The organism is Leifsonia sp. GW821-FHT13C05 (assembly GCF_058806515.1).
The window spans coordinates 1,079,142-1,096,495 of the sequence record NZ_JBXAPT010000001.1; the positions used below are offsets into that span (position 1 = coordinate 1,079,142).

At 70.2% G+C, this 17,354-nt stretch carries 16 protein-coding genes; 3 read left to right on the forward strand and 13 right to left on the reverse strand.

The features are described 5' to 3' along the window. Positions 1 to 3 precede the first annotated feature (3 nt). Genes AC1ROC_RS05175 through AC1ROC_RS05185 form a run of 3 tightly spaced genes read right to left on the reverse strand, consistent with a single transcriptional unit; the run spans position 4 to position 3,294 of the window. On the reverse strand, positions 4 to 1,497 hold the full coding sequence (locus AC1ROC_RS05175) for a pyridoxal phosphate-dependent decarboxylase family protein (protein ID WP_492998522.1): 1,494 nt from the start codon (positions 1,495 to 1,497) through the stop codon (positions 4 to 6). Next, positions 1,484 to 2,860: an MFS transporter gene (locus AC1ROC_RS05180; protein WP_492998524.1), complete on the reverse strand. Its 1,377-nt coding sequence runs from the start codon at positions 2,858 to 2,860 to the stop codon at positions 1,484 to 1,486. The genes AC1ROC_RS05175 and AC1ROC_RS05180 overlap by 14 nt, the downstream gene beginning before the upstream one ends. A 59-nt stretch (positions 2,861 to 2,919) precedes the next feature. Further along, a complete protein-coding gene (locus AC1ROC_RS05185; RefSeq protein ID WP_085369536.1) occupies positions 2,920 to 3,294 on the reverse strand; it encodes a twin-arginine translocase TatA/TatE family subunit in 375 nt (124 codons plus the stop codon). 82 nt (positions 3,295 to 3,376) lie between these two features. On the opposite strand from AC1ROC_RS05185, the gene AC1ROC_RS05190 reads away from it, so the two are divergent. After that, a complete protein-coding gene (locus AC1ROC_RS05190; RefSeq protein ID WP_085369425.1) occupies positions 3,377 to 4,009 on the forward strand; it encodes an O-methyltransferase in 633 nt (210 codons plus the stop codon). 63 nt (positions 4,010 to 4,072) lie between these two features. Here AC1ROC_RS05190 and AC1ROC_RS05195 read toward each other — a convergent pair whose 3' ends face one another. The 3 genes from AC1ROC_RS05195 to dapE all read right to left on the reverse strand — a co-directional run bounded on the left by AC1ROC_RS05195 (position 4,073) and on the right by dapE (position 6,640). Continuing rightward, positions 4,073 to 4,246, reverse strand: coding sequence for a DUF3117 domain-containing protein (locus AC1ROC_RS05195; protein ID WP_082581279.1), 174 nt, complete (start codon positions 4,244 to 4,246; stop codon positions 4,073 to 4,075). A gap of 92 nt (positions 4,247 to 4,338) precedes the next feature. Then, positions 4,339 to 5,574: a hypothetical protein gene (locus AC1ROC_RS05200; RefSeq protein WP_492998527.1), complete on the reverse strand. Its 1,236-nt coding sequence runs from the start codon at positions 5,572 to 5,574 to the stop codon at positions 4,339 to 4,341. Beyond that, positions 5,558 to 6,640: a succinyl-diaminopimelate desuccinylase gene (gene dapE, locus AC1ROC_RS05205; protein WP_434948265.1), complete on the reverse strand. Its 1,083-nt coding sequence runs from the start codon at positions 6,638 to 6,640 to the stop codon at positions 5,558 to 5,560. The genes AC1ROC_RS05200 and dapE overlap by 17 nt, the downstream gene beginning before the upstream one ends. 17 nt (positions 6,641 to 6,657) lie before the next feature. Here dapE and dapD point away from each other — a divergent pair, with 17 nt between their 5' ends. Beyond that, on the forward strand, positions 6,658 to 7,647 hold the full coding sequence (gene dapD, locus AC1ROC_RS05210; RefSeq protein WP_492998529.1) for a 2,3,4,5-tetrahydropyridine-2,6-dicarboxylate N-succinyltransferase: 990 nt from the start codon (positions 6,658 to 6,660) through the stop codon (positions 7,645 to 7,647). Positions 7,648 to 7,895: 248 nt separating this feature from the next. Here the strand turns inward: dapD and AC1ROC_RS05215 are convergent, their stop codons facing one another. From AC1ROC_RS05215 to pdhA, 3 genes are read right to left on the reverse strand one after another with little or no spacing between them, the layout of a single operon-like run. Continuing rightward, positions 7,896 to 9,245: a dihydrolipoamide acetyltransferase family protein gene (locus tag AC1ROC_RS05215; RefSeq protein WP_492998531.1), complete on the reverse strand. Its 1,350-nt coding sequence runs from the start codon at positions 9,243 to 9,245 to the stop codon at positions 7,896 to 7,898. Continuing rightward, complete coding sequence (locus AC1ROC_RS05220; protein ID WP_085369420.1) at positions 9,242 to 10,255, reverse strand: alpha-ketoacid dehydrogenase subunit beta; 1,014 nt, start codon at positions 10,253 to 10,255, stop codon at positions 9,242 to 9,244. Before AC1ROC_RS05220 ends, AC1ROC_RS05215 begins: the two co-directional genes overlap by 4 nt. After that, entirely contained in the window at positions 10,252 to 11,367 is a 1,116-nt protein-coding gene (pdhA, locus tag AC1ROC_RS05225) for a pyruvate dehydrogenase (acetyl-transferring) E1 component subunit alpha (RefSeq protein ID WP_492998929.1), read from the reverse strand. The genes AC1ROC_RS05220 and pdhA overlap by 4 nt, the downstream gene beginning before the upstream one ends. A 234-nt stretch (positions 11,368 to 11,601) precedes the next feature. Here pdhA and AC1ROC_RS05230 point away from each other — a divergent pair, with 234 nt between their 5' ends. After that, positions 11,602 to 12,072 (forward strand): Lrp/AsnC family transcriptional regulator, encoded by a 471-nt coding sequence (locus AC1ROC_RS05230; RefSeq protein WP_492998534.1) that lies wholly within the window; start codon positions 11,602 to 11,604, stop codon positions 12,070 to 12,072. Between the two features lie 68 nt (positions 12,073 to 12,140). Here AC1ROC_RS05230 and AC1ROC_RS05235 read toward each other — a convergent pair whose 3' ends face one another. The 4 genes from AC1ROC_RS05235 to AC1ROC_RS05250 all read right to left on the reverse strand — a co-directional run bounded on the left by AC1ROC_RS05235 (position 12,141) and on the right by AC1ROC_RS05250 (position 17,352). Next, positions 12,141 to 14,441, reverse strand: a complete 2,301-nt coding sequence (locus AC1ROC_RS05235; protein ID WP_085369418.1) for a polyribonucleotide nucleotidyltransferase — start codon at positions 14,439 to 14,441, stop codon at positions 12,141 to 12,143. 316 nt (positions 14,442 to 14,757) lie between these two features. Then, positions 14,758 to 15,540, reverse strand: a complete 783-nt coding sequence (locus AC1ROC_RS05240) for a fructosamine kinase family protein (RefSeq protein ID WP_492998536.1) — start codon at positions 15,538 to 15,540, stop codon at positions 14,758 to 14,760. 40 nt (positions 15,541 to 15,580) lie between these two features. Continuing rightward, on the reverse strand, positions 15,581 to 16,210 hold the full coding sequence (locus AC1ROC_RS05245) for an FMN reductase (RefSeq protein WP_210724047.1): 630 nt from the start codon (positions 16,208 to 16,210) through the stop codon (positions 15,581 to 15,583). Further along, positions 16,210 to 17,352, reverse strand: coding sequence for an LLM class flavin-dependent oxidoreductase (locus AC1ROC_RS05250; protein ID WP_168689136.1), 1,143 nt, complete (start codon positions 17,350 to 17,352; stop codon positions 16,210 to 16,212). Before AC1ROC_RS05250 ends, AC1ROC_RS05245 begins: the two co-directional genes overlap by 1 nt. Positions 17,353 to 17,354 lie beyond the last annotated feature (2 nt).

Here is a 17,354-nt window from a genome sequence, read left to right on the forward strand (position 1 = left end):
CCGTCAGCTCTCGGTCGGCTCGACGATCCGCGCCAGCAGCTCGATCAGCAGACGTTCGGTGAGCGGCCGGGGCAGCGCCCCGATCAGCGCGAGGAACGGCGCCAGCTCGTCCGGCAGCGTGGCTCCTGACGCGTCGTCGCTCGCGCCGGCGAGCCCGATCGCCTGCAGCACGCCCCACGCCGTCTCCGCGTCGAGCGGGCCGTCCGCGAGGCCCGGCGGGAGCGCCCCCAGGATCGCGGACGGGTCGACCGCCGGCACCCCGCGCACCTCGTCGGCGGAGGCGCGCAGCGCAGCCTCGAGCTCGTCCACGCGCTCCTCGGTCACCGGGGTGATCGTGAGGTGCGTGGTGTGCGGCAGCCGCGTTCCGTCCGGCTGAACCAGACCGGGCTGCAGCTGCAGGTGCCAGCCGCGGCGCCCCGCCCTGTCCGCCCAGTGGTGCGGGTCGACGCGGCGCTCGGGAGGAACGGACTCGTCGGTGGCGACCGCGAGCAGCGGCCCGACAGGGTCCCCCACGATCCGCAGGCCGTCGATGTCGCCGATGATGTCGGCCAGCGCGCGCGTCGCCCGGCGGCAGGACTCGGCCAGCTCGGCGAAGCCGCGCGCGCCGAGCGCCTGCACGATCGCCCAGGACGCCGCGAGGGCTCCGGCCGACTTGGAGCCGAGCATCGTCGGGTTGACCACCGGATAGCCCGGCCAGCCCGTGGTCGCGAAGTACTGCATCCTCTGCCGGTCGCGGCCGCGCTGCAGCAGCACGCTCGCGCCCTTCGGTGCGTAGCCGAACTTGTGCAGGTCGGCGGAGATGCTGGTGACGCCGGGAACGCGGAAATCCCAGAGCTGCAGCGGAGTGCCGTCGGCGTTCCGCCAGAACGGCAGGATCCAGCCGCCGATGCAGGCATCCACGTGCAGAGCGATGCCGGCGTCCGCGCAGGCGGCGGCGACGGCCTCGACGGGGTCGAGCGCCGCGAGCGGGTATCCGGGCGCGGAGACGACGACCAGGGCCACGTCGGCCCCGAGCCTGCCGACGATCGCGTCCGCGTCGACCACACCCGTCTCCGGATGCACGGAGACGAGCTCCAGGTCCACGTCGAAGTAGTGCGCCGCCTTCTGGAACGCAGCGTGCACCGTCACGGGAGCGACCATCCGCGCGCGGCCGATGCCGCCCGCCGCCCGCCAGACGTCGCGCGCGGTCTTCACGGCGAGCAGGCACGACTCCGTGCCGCCCGACGTCACGGAGCCGACCACGTCGTCCGCGCCGTGCAGCAGTTCGCGGGCGAAGCCGAGCACCTCGCGCTCCATCACGGCCACCGAGGTGAACGTGGTGGGGTCGAGCCCGTTCACGGGCTGCACCAGGCGCATCGCCTGCGCGGCCAGCTCGTCCACCTCGGCGAGACCCGAGTCGTAGACGTAGCTCAGCACGCGACCGCCGTGCGTCGGGGCGTCCGCCGCCCGGAGCGCGGCGAGCCGCCCCAGGATCGCCGCAGAGTCAAACGCGACCATCAATGTCCTCCTTGCGCAGGCCGTACCGGGAGAGCGGGATGAGGCTGAGCGCCACGATCGCCGCGGGAACGATGCTGAAACCGATCACGATGCCGACGACAGCACTCGCCGGCTGCCCAGCGGCGATCGCCGTGGACTCCGTCATCGACCGGGTGACGTAGCCGGTGAGCGCCAGGATGATCGTCAGCACGGTCGCGCCGAGCGCCATCCCGGTGGTCTCCCCCGCCGTCCACATCCCGCCGAACGTCCCGGCCCGCCCCGGTCCGTTACGGGTGGCGTCGTGCGAGATCACGTCGGGCAGCATCGCCATCGGCAGTGACTGCATCCCGGCGTACCCTGCGCCGACCAGCGCGACCGGCGCATACACCCACGCCCCAGGGAACCACACCAGCAACAGCATCGAGAGCGCGGCCACCCCGAACAGGATGCTCGCGGCCACGAACCCGCGCTCCTTGCCGATCCGGCGCGAGATCACGCCCCAGAGCGGCGTCACGATCAGCGCAGGACCGATCAGGGCGACGAACAGGAACGTCACGGCATCCTCGGAGTGCAGCACCCAGGTGGCCACGTAGTTGGCACCGGCGAGCATCAGCCCGGTGGCGAGCCCCTGCAGCAGGAAGGTCAGCAGCAGCGCCCGGAACGGCTGACTGTCGCGGAGCGCCGCCACCCCGGCCGCGTAGTTCGTGCGCAGCGTCGTGAGCACGCCCACCGTCGGCGGGACGACGGTGGATGCCGGCCGGCGCGGTGCGACGAACGCCGACACGAGCATCCCGGCCCCGATCACCACACCGGCGACGAGCGCCATCAGGAAGTAGCCGGCGAACTGGTTGTCGCCGCCGAGCGACCGCAAGGCAGGGCCACCCGCGCCGAACAGCAGGATCGCGAAGGTGAGCACCACGACACGCCAGGTCAGTAGCCTGGTGCGCTGGTCGTAGCCGGAGGCGAGTTCAGCGGGCAGCGCGATGTACGGCACCTGGAACAGGCTGAACGCCGTCGCCGTCAGCAGGAACGCCACGAACACCCACACGGCCGCGAGCGGCTCGGGCGTCCCGACCGGCACGGCGAAGGTGAGCAGGAAGAGCACGGGGAGGGTGACGGCGCCGAGGATCATCATCGGGCGGCGCGACCCGCCGACGGCGAGCATCCGGTCGGAGCGGGCGCCGATCACCGGGTCGATGATCACATCCCACACCTTGGCGAGCGTCACGACGAGGCCGGCGACGATCGCGGCGACGCCGAGCGTGTCCGTCAGGTAGTAGACGAGCACCAGCCCCGGCAGGGTGGAGAAGCCGCCCGTGCCGAGCGAGCCGACGGCGTAGCGCGTGACCGTCGCGCGTGCGACCGTCTGCTCCGTTGCGATCATTCCCGCATCGTATTGGATGCGGGGGCCTCCCAGGAGGATTCAGCGTTGCGGGCTTCCGCTCAGGTGGATTCGGTGTCGAATGGCGGGACTGCGCCGGCCTCCAGCTTGCGCTTGCGCTGCGCGTACGCCGACTCGGTCACCGGCTTGATGCTGCTCTCCGTGACCGTCGACGTGGCGGCCGGATCGTCGAGCAGCGCCTCGCGGATGATGCGGCGCGGGTCGTACTGGCGCGGGTCCAGCTTCTTCCAGTCGACCTCGTCGAACTCCGGGCCCATCTCGTCGCGCATCCTGGTTTTGGCGCCGTTCGCGAAATCGCGCAGCGACCTGGTGAATTTGCCAAGCTTGGCCGCGTAGGTGGGAAGGCGTTCCGGTCCGAGCAAGAAGGCAGCGATCACCGCCACGATGAGCAACTTGTCGAAAGTCAGACCGAACACAGGAGCAAGGGTATCGCGGTCGCGCCTGCGGTGTTGCTGTGCGTCCTGGCCGTATCCTGGACCGGAGAGCATCGGGAGCACTGTGTCTGACAAAGATTCGAATTGGAAGTTCGCCGACGACGTCATCGTCGAGAGCGAGGTGATCGCGCGCGCCAGGCAGCAGTCGCTCGAACTGGGCATCGAGCCGATCGCGCCGAGCATCGGTGCGCAGGCCGCTGTCGTCGTCGCCGCGACGGCGGCGGAGAGCATCGTCGAGATCGGCACGGGCGTCGGCGTCTCCGGCCTGTGGCTTCTCGCAGGCGGCACGGAGGCGCAGCTCACCTCGATCGACTCCGAGGTCGACCACCAGCAGCACGCCCGCGGGTTCTTCACCGAGGCGGGCATCGCCTCCAACCGGGTGCGGCTGATCACCGGCAGGGCACTGGATGTGCTCCCCCGCATGAACGAGAACTCCTACGACATCGTCTTCGTCGACGCCGACCCCGGCTCGGTCATCGAGTACGTCGAGCACGGCCTCCGCCTCGCCCGCCCCGGCGGAACCGTGCTCGTGGCGCACGCACTCTGGAAGGGCCGCGTCTCCGACCCCGCGGCGCGGGACGACGTCGCGACCGGCTTCCGCACGCTCATCACGGAGACCGCGGGCTCCGGCGCCGTGATCGCCGCCCTCTCCCCCGCGGGAGACGGCCTGCTGCAGCTCACCAAGCTGACGCCGTAGCCGACGCCTTAACGGCGGAACGGGCCCCGTGGGGCCCGTTCCTCGGGTACTCGTTCGTGTGCGCTAGGAGGTCGTCACGACGCTCGCGAGAGCATCGTGAAGTTCTTTGGCTTCCGCGTCGTTGACGGAGACGACGAGCCGTCCCCCACCTTCGAGCGGCACCCGCACGATGATGAGCCGACCCTCCTTCACAGCCTCCATTGGCCCGTCCCCGGTCCTCGGCTTCATGGCCGCCATGCAGCTCCCCTTTCGTGGATGTATGTCTATTATCTGTCATCGGAGCGGACGGGCGGAAATCGAATCCACCCGCGTTCGGGGCTGACCGCCGATCACGGGGGCGACCAGTCGGCTCCGTCGACACCCCAGGCGATCGCGAGCCAGCCCACCTGCAACGCCAGGAAGAGCAGCACCAGCCCCACCCGGTAGACCCTGCTGCGCGGCAGCGCCATCGCACCGAGCAGCGGGAACAGCGGCATCAGCAGCCGGAACGTGCTCGACTGCGGGAAGAACACGGCGAGCAGATACAGCGCGTACGCCACGATCCAGAACCGCAGGTCGACGCCGAGCCTCCGCACACCGGGCGAGAACAGGGTGATCGCGAAGAGGGCGAGCACGATCACGAGCACCACGATGCCGAGCCAGCCCGGCAGACCGAGCATGGCGTTCGACCACCAGTACGCGCCCTGGAACCACGAGGCGAACGGCACCAGGTGCGTGTATCCGATGTATGGAGAGCGCCAGGCCAGCTCGGTGTCCGTGTACGCCGTGAGCGACCCGGTCGCCGCGGCGGCGATGGCGGGCCACGCCAGCCCGGCCAGCCCACTGAACACCGTCAGCGACAGGCTCAGGATGCGGTCGCGCACCGGGAACGGGTCGCGGCGGCGCACCACCCAGCGGTAGATCACGTGCATCCCGAGCGCCAGCGCGAACGCCAGTCCGCTCGGCCGGGTGAACGCCATGACCGTGACCACGGGGAACAGCCAGCCGTATCGTCGCTCGACGAGCAGCAGCAGGGCGGTGGCGAGCAGCAGCAGATACAGCGACTCCGCGTACGCCAGCTGGAACAGCGGGGAGACCGGAGAGACGCAGAACAGCACCACCGCGAACAGGCTGGTCGACGCGGACAGGCCGACCCGCAGCATCAGCCGGTAGAAGACGAGCGTCGCCCCTGCCCCGCAGAGCACGGAGACGGTGACGGCGGCGGGGGCCCACGGCATCCTGGTCAGGAACATGACGACGTTCACGAGGCCGGGGTACCCGGGCATGAACGCCCACGCGTTCTCGGTGACGTGGATGCCGTCGACCGTCGGCAGCGACGACGGGTAGCCCGAGACGGCGACGATGTTGTACCAGAGCCCGTCCCAGATCGTCGCGAACGAGAAGTAGTCCGGGTGCGCTCCCGTCCAGGGGTTCTTGCCCTGCACGCTCGCGAAGATCAGCAGGAAGACGGTGGAGACGACCCTGCTCGCCGCGTACACGGCCAGCACCCGCACCCACCAGCGCGCCCAGGTGCGCTGGAGGCCGCCCGCCGCCGGCGGCGCCTCGACGTCAGCGGCGGGAAGCACCGGTCAGCCAGGCGCGGAGTCCCGCCTCGACGGCGGTGATCTGGTCGACCGCGACGCGCTCGTCGTCTGCGTGCGCCTTCAGCGGGTCGCCGGGGCCGTAGTTGACCGCCGGGATGCCCATCGCGCTGAACCGTGCCACGTCCGTCCAGCCGTACTTCGGCTTGGCCGTTCCGCCGACCGCGGCGAGGAACTCCTGCGCGAGCGGCGCATCCAGTCCGGGGCGGGCGCCGTCCGCACGGTCGACGACGGTGATCTCGTAGTCGCCGAACAGCTCGTGCATGTGCGCGATGGCCTCCTCGGAGGTGCGGGACGGCGCGAACCGGTAGTTGATGTGCACCATGCACTCGTCCGGGATGATGTTGCCGGCGACGCCACCGGTGATGCCGACCGCGTTCAGGCCCTCGCGGTAGACGAGCCCGTCGACCTCGACCTCGCGCGCCGTGTACGCCGCCAGGGTGTCCAGGATGGGCGTGGCTTTGTGGATGGCGTTGTCGCCGATCCAGCCGCGGGCCGAGTGCGCCCGCAGCCCGTACGTGCGCACCTCGACGCGCAGGTTGCCGTTGCAGCCGCCCTCGACGACACCGTTGCTCGGCTCGCCCAGGATGGCGAAGTCGCCCTGGAACAGGTCGGGCCGGTTGCGCGCGAGGCGGCCGAGGCCGTTGAGGTCGGCGGAGACCTCCTCGTGGTCGTACCACATCCAGGTGATGTCGATGGCCGGGTCGGTGAGCTCGGCGGCAAGCTTCAGCTGCACGGCGGTGCCGGATTTCATGTCCACCGTGCCGCGGCCCCAGAGGTACTGGATGCCGTCCGCGGTCTCGAAGCGGGTGGGCAGGTTGTCGTTCAGCGGCACGGTGTCGATGTGACCGGCGATGACGGCGCGGCGCTCCCTGCCGAGATCGGTGCGCGCGACGACGGTGTCGCCGTCGCGGATGATCTCCAGATGGTCGAGGCCGCTGAGCGCCTCCACGATCGCGTCGGCCAGTTCTTTCTCGTTGCCCGACACCGATTCGATGTCGCAGATCTGGCGGGTGATGTCGATGGACGAGGCGCTGAGGTCGAGAGGCACCCTACTAATCTAGAGCCATGCCCTCCGACGTTTCCTCCGAATCCGCCGCGCCAGCATCCCCCCGCACCGCCTGGGGCTACGGCCTCGCGACCGTCGCAGGCGACGGCACCGTGCTCGACACCTGGTTCCCCGAGCCGCGGCTGGGTTCCCTGCCCGCCGGGCGCGACCGCTGGATCGCTCCGGCCGAGTTCGAGGCGCTGGCCGTCGAAGACGCCCGCCGCAACGTGCGCGTCGACATCGTGACGGTCGAGATCGACCTGGATACCGCTCCGGCCTCCACCCCGGATGCGTACCTCCGCCTCCACCTGCTCTCGCACCTGCTCGCCGCCCCGAACACGGTGAACCTCGACGGCGTCTTCAGCCACCTGCCGATCGTGGCGTGGACCAACGCGGGCCCCGTGCATCCCGCCGACTACTCCCGGCTGCGCCCGCAGCTGCAGCGGGCGGGCATCCAGGTGACCGGCATCGACAAGTTCCCGCGCCTGCTCGACTACGTGACGCCCGACCGCGTGCGCATCGCCGACGCCTCCCGCGTGCGGCTCGGCGCGCACCTCGCCCCCGGCACGACGGTGATGCACGAGGGCTTCGTCAACTTCAACGCCGGCACGCTCGGCACTTCGATGGTCGAGGGCCGCATCTCGCAGGGCGTCGTGGTCGGCGACGGCTCGGACATCGGCGGCGGCGCATCCATCATGGGAACGCTCAGCGGCGGAGGAACCCAGCGGGTCGCCATCGGTGAGCGGGCGCTGCTCGGTGCGAACTCGGGCATCGGCATCTCGATCGGCGACGACAGCGTCGTCGAGGCCGGGCTGTACGTGACCGCGGGCACCAAGGTCGTGCTCGTCGGAGACGCGCCGACGGCCGACGGCGCGCCCCGCACGGTCAAGGCCGTGGAGCTGTCCGGCGTGCCCGGCCTGCTCTTCCGCCGCAACTCGCTCACGGGCGCCGTCGAGGTCCTCCGCCGCGCAGGCGGCGGCGTCGAGCTCAACGCCGCCCTGCACGCGTAGGCCGCAGCGCCTCCCGCTCCGCGTCACCCGCCCGTCCACCGACTCCCCGTCCGCGCTCCGTCCACCGGAGAACTGCCCGAGATGCGGCCGAACGTCCGTCCAAACGGAGTTCCCGGCGGCGTGTCTCCCCGAGGTTCCGTTTTTGTGGTTCGCGCGGAGGTTCGGGCCGACGCGCCGCGGATTTCTCCGTTGAAGCGGAGATCCGGGCCCGGAGGACCGGGATCTCCGCTTCAACGGACGAGTGGGCGTCACACCATCGTGAGCACGGAGGCCGGGTCGGAGACGATCCGGCCGATGTCCGCGAGGAAGCGGGCGGCCTGTTCGCCGTCGACCAGGCGGTGGTCGAACGAGAGCGCGAGCGTCAGCACGTCGCGCAGCGCGACCTCGCCGCGGAACTCCCACGGCTGCCGCCGCACGGCGCCGACCGCGAGGATCGCGGCCTCGCCCGGCGTCAGGATGGGCGTGCCTGCGTCGATCCCGAACACCCCCACGTTCGTGATCGTGATCGTCCCGCCCGTCATGCTCTCCGGCGCGGTGCGTCCTGCCCGCGCGGTCTCCGCCAGGCTCCGGATGCTCGCGGCCAGGTCGCCGAGGCCGAGCGCGTCCGCATCCCGCACCGTCGGCACGACCAGCCCGCGCGGCGTGGCGGCCGCGATCCCGAGGTTGACGTAGCCGAACTGCACGATCTCCTGCGCCGGGTCGTCCCAGCGCGCGTTCACCTCCGGCGTGCGTCGGACGGCGATGCAGAGCGCCTTCGCGATGACGGTCAGGAGCCCTGGGCGGCGCTCCGGGCTCTCGGCGGCCGCCCGCAGCCGCTCGACCAGCTCCATCGTCGGCGTGGCGTCGACGGTGAGGAAGACCGTCGCCTGCGGAGCGGTGAACGCGCTGCGCACCATCGCCTCCGCCGTCGCCTTGCGCACCCCCTTGATCGGGATGCGCGTCTCGCGACCCGTGGGGGTTGCCGCGGAGGCGGCAATGGTCGCACCCGTCGAGGCGGCACCGGTCGCAGCCTCCAGGAACGCCTCGAGATCGTGCCGCGTGACCAGCCCGCGCTCGCCGGTCCCCGCGATGCTCGCGAGGTCGACCCCGTGCTCGCGCGCGAGCTTCCGCACGGGAGGCGTGCTGCGCGGCCGGTCGGCGGTAGGCGCAGCGCTGGGCACATCGGTCGGCGCAGCCACCCGCGCATCCGGAACCGTCGTCGCCCCCGCCGCGAGCGCCGCCACCCGCGCACGGCGCTGCGGTCGCGCCGTCGAGTCGGCCTTCGCGCCGTAACCGACCAGGTTGGGCTCCGGGGCGTCCACGACGGCGGGCTCCTGCGCATCCCGAGTCGGCGCATCCGTTGAAGGCTCCTCCGGGCCACCCACCTCGAACGCCACGATCCGCTCCCCCACCGACACCGTCACGCCCGGCTCCACGAACAGCTGCGAAACACGGCCCTCGTACGGCGCAGGCAGCTCGACCAGCGCCTTCGCGGTCTCCACCTCGGCGATGATCTGGTTCAGCTGCACCGTGTCGCCCACCGCGACCCGCCAGCTGACCAGCTCGGACTCCGTCAGCCCCTCGCCGAGATCCGGGAGGGCGAACTCCTTGACGGTCACAGTTCCTCCACCCCGCTCAGCGAGTTCGGGCGGTCGAGCGCGCGGTCCACGCCGTCCAGGATGCGGTCGAGGTCAGGCAGGTGCGCCCCCTCCAGCTTCGCGGCCGGGTACGGGATGTCGTGGCCGGTGACGCGCACCGGCGCGTGCTCCAGGTGGTAGAAGCAGCGCTCGGTGATGGACGCGGCGATCTCCGCCCCCATCCCGCCGGACAGCGCGGCCTCGTGCGAGATCACCAGGCGGCCGGTCTTCCGCACGGAGGCGGCGACGGTGTCGACGTCGAGCGGCGAGAGGCAGCGCAGGTCGATCACCTCGATGGAGACGCCGTCGTCGGCGGCAGCGGCGGCCGCATCCCTGGCGGTCTGCACCAGGCCACCGTAGGTCACGAGGGTCACATCGCTGCCGGGGACGACCACGCGCGCCGTGCCCATCGGCCGTGCGTCGGCGAGTGGGGCGTCCTCATCCACCTCGCCTTTCACGTGGTAGCGGCGCTTCGGCTCGAAGTACAGCACGGGGTCGTCGGAGGCGATGGCCTGCCGGATGAGCGTGTACGCGTCCTCCGGGCCGGACGGGCTGACCACCCGCAGCCCCGCCGCGTGCGCGAAGTAGGCCTCCGGAGAGTCGGAGTGGTGTTCGGCAGCACCGATCCCGCCCGCGAACGGCACCCGGATGGTGATCGGCATCCGCACGGCGCCGGCCGTCCGGTAGTGCATCCTCGCCACCTGGCTCACGATCTGGTCGAACGCCGGGTAGATGAACCCGTCGAACTGGATCTCCACCACCGGACGGTACCCGCGGTACGCCATGCCCACCGCCGTGCCCAGGATGCCCGACTCGGCCAGCGGCGAGTCCATCACCCTCCGCGGGCCGAACTCGGTCTGCAGGCCGTCCGTCACCCGGTAGACGCCGCCGAGGGTGCCGATGTCCTCGCCCATCAGCACCACGTGGTCGTCGTCCGCCAGCGCGTGGCGGAGCCCGGCGTTAATGGCCTTCGCCATGGTCAGCGTCGTCATCGCGAGTCACCTCCGACGAAGGTTCTGAGGTAGCGGGAGTAGTGGTCGCGCTCGCGGGCGATGCCGGTGTGCGCCTCGGCGTACACGTTGTCGAACACGGTCATCGGGTCGGGATCCGGCAGGGAGACGCATCCGGCGCGCAGCTCGGCGGCGACGGCGTCGGCCTTCGCGGCGACCTGCTCCTCGCGGGCGGCGTCCAGTGCTCCGCTGTGGCTGAGGTATGCGCCGACGCGAGCGATCGGGTCCTTCACCTTCCACTGCTCGAGCTCGGAGGGGTCGCGGTAGCGCGTGGGGTCGTCTGCGGTGGTGTGCGGGCCCATCCGGTATGTGACCGCCTCGATGAAGGTCGGGCCGCCTCCGGAGCGCGCCCGTTCGAGCGCAGAGCGCATCACCGCGAGCACGGCGAGCACGTCGTTGCCGTCCACCCGCACACTCGGGATGCCGAACCCGGGAGCGCGTTCGGCGATCGGCCGCTGCGCTTGCAGCGCGACGGGCTCGGAGATCGCGTACTGGTTGTTCTGGCAGAAGAAGATGACGGGGGCGGCATAGGTCGCGGCGAAGATCATCGCCTCGTTCACGTCGCCCTCGCTGGTGGCGCCGTCGCCGAAGTATGCGACGGCGACCGCGTCGGTGCCGTCGGCCTGGATGCCGAGCGCGTATCCGGTGGCGTGCAGCGTCTGCGCGCCGATGATGACCTGCGGGGTGGCCATGTTGATGTCGTACGGGTTCCAGCCGGACTGCGCCGTGCCGCGCCAGACCCTGACCAGGTCGGTGAGCTGGGCGCCGCGGCAGTACGCGACGCCGTTCTCGCGGTAGCTGGAGAAGACGAAGTCGTCGGAGCGGAGGGCGCGGCCGGAGCCGATCTGGGCGGCCTCCTGGCCGAGCAGCGGCGGCCAGAGTCCCAGCTCGCCCTGACGCTGCAGCGCGGTCGCCTCGGTGTCGATGCGGCGGATGACGACCATGTCCTCGTAGAAGGAGAGGAGCTGCTCGTCGCCGATGTCGGAGATCCAGGCGTCGTACCTGTCGTCGCTCAACCGCATCCCGTCGGGAGTCAGGAGCTGCACGGTGTCGATGCCGCCGAGCCGCAGCTCGCCGAGGTGCACATCGTCCATCCGACCGTCGTCGTCGGACATCCGGATGTCAGGCTGATTGTCGATCGTCACGGTTCACGCAACCTTCACTCTCGCGCCCGGCCCTCACGCTTGTGGCGCTGTGGACCGGCTTCCGGCGTCCTTGCCGGAATTACCCGGAACGTTACGCTTTCGGATCACCACGCACAACCATCGGCGTGTCGACCGTGCAACCTGCACTATTCGGCCGTGTCGCCGCGTGCTAGCTTTCACACTATGCGCACTATCGACAGCACCGACCGACGCATCCTCGTGGCCCTCACGGAGGACCCCCGATCGTCCAACGTGACGCTCGCCGACCGCCTCGGCCTGAGCCGCAACACGGTGCAGTCGCGAGTGGCGGAGCTGGAGCGGTCCGGGGTGTTCCTGTCGTTCGATCGCCGGATCAGCGCCAACGCCGCCGGTTACCCGCTGGCCGCGTTCGTGACGGTGCACGTGCACCAGCAGAAGCTCGCGACGATCGTGGAGCAGCTGGCGACCATCCCGGAGATCGTGTCTGCGCACGGGCTCTCCGGCCCGTCCGACCTGCTCGTGCGCGTCGTCTGCACGGACGCGGAAGACCTGTTCCGGATCACCGGCGCCATCCAGGCCGCCGAGGGCGTCGAACGCGCAGAGACCGCGCTCGACATGGGCGAGCTCATCCCCTACCGCCTGCATCCCCTGCTCGCCAGAGACGCCGCGCGCTGACCGCAGCTATCGGCGGGGACGACGAAGGCCGCCCCGACGGAGTCGGGACGGCCTTCGTGGAAACGGGACTACTCGCCTTCGGCGGGAGCCGTGGGGCCCTCGCTGGCGGCGTCGCGGCCGTGGGTGTCCGCGTCGTCGGCCTCGGCGAGCACCGGGGCGAGCGACAGCTTGCCGCGGTCGTCGATCTTGGTGATCTCCACCAGGATCTTCTGGCCGACGCCGAGCACGTCTTCGACGTTCTCGACACGCTTGCCACCGGCGAGCTTGCGCACCTCGGAGATGTGCAGCAGGCCGTCCTTGCCCGGGAGCAGCGAGACGAACGCACCGAACGCGGCGATCTTGACGACGGTTCCGAGGAACTGCTCGCCGACCTCCGGGTTGGTGGGGTTCGCGATCGCGTTCACCTGGGCGCGGGCTGCCTCGGCCGACGGGCCGTCGACGGCGCCGATGTAGACGGTGCCGTCCTCCTCGATGGAGATGTCGGCGCCGGTCTCGTCCTGGATGGCGTTGATCGTCTTGCCCTTCGGGCCGATCAGCTCACCGATCTTGTCGACGGGGATCTGGACCGAGATCACGCGGGGCGCGGTCGGGGCCATCTCGTCCGGCTGGTCGATGGCGGCGTTCAGCACGCTGAGGATGGTCGTCCGAGCATCCTTCGCCTGCTTCAGCGCACCGGCCAGAACGGCGGAGGGGATGCCGTCGAGCTTGGTGTCGAGCTGGATCGCCGTGACGAACTCGCTCGTGCCGGCGACCTTGAAGTCCATGTCGCCGAGCGCGTCCTCCGCACCGAGGATGTCGGTGAGGGCCGCGTAACGGGTCTCACCGTCGACGGTGTCGGAGATGAGGCCCATCGCGATGCCGGCGACCGGGGCGCGCAGCGGCACACCGGCGTTCAGCAGGGACAGGGTGGATGCGCAGACGGAGCCCATCGACGTCGAGCCGTTGGAGCCGAGAGCCTCGGACACCTGGCGGATCGCATACGGGAACTCGTCGCGGCTCGGCAGCACCGGCACGAGGGCGCGCTCGGCGAGGAAGCCGTGCCCGATCTCGCGACGCTTCGGCGAACCGACGCGGCCGGTCTCACCGGTCGAGTACGGCGGGAAGTTGTAGTGGTGCAGGTAGCGCTTCTTCGTGACAGGCGACAGGGAGTCGATCTGCTGCTCCATCTTGAGCATGTTCAGCGTGGTGACGCCCAGGATCTGGGTCTCTCCGCGCTGGAAGATCGCCGAACCGTGAACGCGCGGGATGACCTGCACCTCGGCGTCGAGCGGACGGATGTCGGTGAGGCCACGGCCGTCGATGCGGATGCCCTCGCGGAGGACGCGTCCGCGCATGACGACCTTGGAGACCGACTTGTACGCCGCGGAGAACTGCGTGAGCACCTCTGCGGGAAGCGCACCGGCCTCGACCTTCTCGGTCAGGGCCACCTTGACGCGGTCCTTGAGGGCGTCGTCGGCGTTCTGGCGCTCGATCTTGTCGGCGATCTGGTAGACGTTCACCAGTTCGTCGTACGCGAGGCCGGCGACGTTGTCGTACGTCTCCTGCGAGTACGGCAGGAACACCGGGTAGTCGGCGATGGCCTTGGCAGCCTGCTCCGCGACGACGTTCTGCGCGGCGACGAGCTGCTTGAGGAACGGCTTCGCGGCCTCGAGGCCCTGTGCGACGACCTCTTCGTTGGGCTTGGTGGCGCCGGCCTGGATGAGGTTCCAGCTGCCTTCGGTGGCCTCGGCCTCGACCATCATGATCGCGACGTCTTCCTGGCCGTTCTTGTCCGTGATGACGCGACCGGCGACGACGATGTCGAAGACGGCCTCCTCCAGCTGCGACGCCTTCGGGAACGCGATCCACTGGTCTTCTGCAGCACCGTTGCCCGGGATGAGCGCGAGGCGCACCGCGGCGATCGGGCCGCTGAACGGCAGGCCGGAGATCTGAGTCGACATGGATGCGGCGTTGATCGCGAGAGCGTCGTAGAACTCGTCGGGAGCGATGCTCAGGACGGTGATAACGATCTGGACCTCGTTGCGCAGGCCGTCGACGAACGACGGACGCAGGGGCCGGTCGATCAGACGGCAGACCAGGATGGCCTCGGTCGACGGACGGCCTTCACGACGGAAGAACGAGCCGGGGATCTTGCCTGCTGCGTACGAACGCTCTTCGACGTCGACGGTCAGCGGGAAGAAGTCGAAGTTGTCCTTCGGGTGCTTGCTGGCGCTGGTCGCGCTCAGCAGCATGGTCTCCTCGTCGAGGTAGGCGGCGACGGCGCCCTGTGCCTGCTGTGCGAGGCGTCCGGTCTCGAACCGGACCGTGCGAGTGCCGAATCGTCCATTGTCCAGGACTGCTTCGGCGAACTTGATTTCGGGACCTTCCAAGAGGTCTTTCTCCTTTGTTTTACGTCGTCGCCCCGTATGGGCGGCGACTCCTCCATCGGAGCAGGGGAACAGGCAGATCGACACGGAAGTCCTCCGTGTACGTGCGGCTTCCTGCGCGCAGGACGATGTCCCGGCGCGGTTCTGTGCCCGTCTGGCCATCAGTAGAAATACACGGTTGCGCGCCTGTCAGAGCTGCCATTCGCATCCGGATACCACCACCGAGGACCAGCTCCTGCCAGCCTGCTCCGTTTGGTACTCAGTATTGAGTTTGCGGTCGGCATGCAGCCAACCACAAGAATCCTAGCAGGTGAGGCCGTTATTCCGGCAGCGGGAGCGCGAGCGTGGCGCGCGCGGCGGCGGCCAGCGCGTCGCCGTACGACGGCCCGTACGACGCGGCGTGCACGGCCAGTGGATGCAGCTGGTGCAGCGGGATGCGCTCCCGCCAGCCGGCGCGCAGCGGCCGGGCGGCGTCGTACCCCGCCGTGATCTCGTCGAGCAGCGGGGCGCCGAACAGGGCGAGCATGGCGAGGTCGGTCTCGCGGTGGCCGCCGTGGGCCGCCGGGTCGATGAGCACGCAGCCGCGCGCATCCCACAGCAGGTTGCCGTTCCACAGATCCCCGTGGATGCGGGCGGGAGGCTCACCGTCGTCGAGCTCGCCGGACGCGACCCGGTCGACGGCCTCCCTGATCACCGGCAGCTGCGCAGCGGACACGCCGCCGGCGTTCACCGCGATGTCCAGGTACGGCAGAACGCGGTCGCGCGCGTAGAACCGGCCCCAGGACGACTCGGCGGCGACCGGCAGCGGGCGCTTGCCGATGAACAGCGGGCCGTCCCAGCCGTCCGGCGCAGCACCGAACGCGGCGGCGCCCGCGGCGTGGGTCACCGAGAGGGCAGCGCCGAAGGCACGGGCGGCATCCGGGGTGGGGCGCGCCTCCTGGACGCGTTCGAGCACGTTCCGGCCGGGGGCCACCTCCACGACGCCGACCACCCGCGCTCCGCCGGAGGGAGTCACGGCGGCGAGCCAGTCCAGGCCGGCGGCCTCCGCTTCGAAAAACAGCGGTGGCGCATCCGGCCTGGACTTCTCGACGGCGTCGGTCATGCACTGAACCTACTCGCGGGCGGGAGGAGCAGCAGGAGGACTAGTCCCCCTGGAACCCGCCGATCATCGAGGCGAAGTCGCCGTCGAGGGCGAAGGGATCCTTGATGCGCGACGAGCGGTCGGACGCGCTCACCAGCGTGGAGAACTCGCCGGCGGCGCGCTCGATGCGGTCGGGCAGCGCCTTGACCGTGTCTGCTCCGCTCCCCCAGTCCGCCGACGCCGCGTAGACCGAGGTCGGCACGACGACGCTGTGCAGGTAGGTGAACATCGGGCGCATCGCGTATTCGAGGGCGAGCGAGTGCCGTTCGGTTCCTCCGGTCGCGCCGATCAGCACGGGCATCCCGTCGAGCGCTGTCGGGTCGAGGATGTCGAAGAACGACTTGAACATCCCGCTGTAGCTCGTGGTGAAGATGGGCGTCACGGCGATCAGGCCGTCAGCTCCCGTCACCGTCTCGATGACGTCGGCGAGCGCGGGGCTGGGGAACCCGGCGAGGAGGTTGTTGGTCACGTCTTTCGCCACATCCCGCAGCTCGATCGTGGTCACCTCGACCTCGACGCCCTGCTCCTCCAGCCTGCGGACGGTCGCCTCGGCGAGCCGGTCGGCCAGCAACCTGGACGACGACGGCTGGCTGAGACCGGCCGAGATCACGGCGATCTTCCTGGCGGTCATCACTTCACCTCCGAAACAGTGGATGCGGCGTCCGCGCCTGCGGCGTCCGCGTCGGCCACGAGCTCCGCGGCGTCGCGCTCGGCGACCATCGCGGCGTGGGTGGGGCCGTCCGGCACGTGGGAGGGACGGTCCTTCGCGAACTCCTTCCGGAGCACGGGCACGACCTCCCCGCCGAGGATGTCGAGCTGCTCCAGCACGGTCTTCAGCGGAAGGCCGGCGTGATCCATCAGCCAGAGCTGGCGCTGGTAGTCGCCGACGTAGTCGCGGAAGCCGAGGGTGCGGTCGATGACCTCCTGGGGGCTGCCGACGGTCAGCGGCGTCTGCGAGGTGAACTCCTCGAGCGTCGGGCCGTGGCCGTACACCGGCGCGTTGTCGAAGTACGGGCGGAACTCTGCGACGGCATCCTGCGAGTTCTTGCGCATGAACACCTGACCGCCGAGGCCGACGATCGCCTGGTCGGCGGTGCCGTGACCGTAGTGCTCGAAGCGCTGACGGTAGAGGGCGATCATCTGCTGGGTGTGCGATGCCGGCCAGAAGATGTGGTTCGCGAAGAACCCGTCACCGTAGTACGCGGCCTGCTCGGCGATCTCCGGGCTGCGGATGCTGCCGTGCCAGACGAACGGGGGCACGTCGTCGAGCGGGCGCGGGGTCGACTGGAAGCCCTGCAGCGGTGTGCGGAAACGTCCCTCCCAGTCCACGAACTCCTCGGTCCAGAGGCGGCGCAGCAGCGCGTACTTCTCGAGCGCGAGCGGGATGCCCTGGCGGATGTCCTCGCCGAACCACGGGTACACCGGTCCGGTGTTCCCGCGTCCGAGGGTGAGGTCCATCCGGCCGCCGGACAGGTGCTGCAGCATCGCGTACTCCTCGGCGATGCGCACCGGGTCGTTCGTGGTGATCAACGTGGTGGCCGTGGAGAGGATGATGCGGCTGGTCTTGGCGGCGAGGTAGCTGTTGATGGCGACAGGGCTCGACGGGAAGAACGGCGGGTTGTGGTGCTCCCCCATCGCGAAGACGTCGAGGCCGACCTCTTCCGCGTGCTGGGCGATGGTGAGGACGTCCTGCAACCGCGAGGCGTCGGTCGGGGTGTGACCGGTGGTGGGGTCGGTGGTGATGTCGCCGACACTGAAGATTCCGAACTGCATTT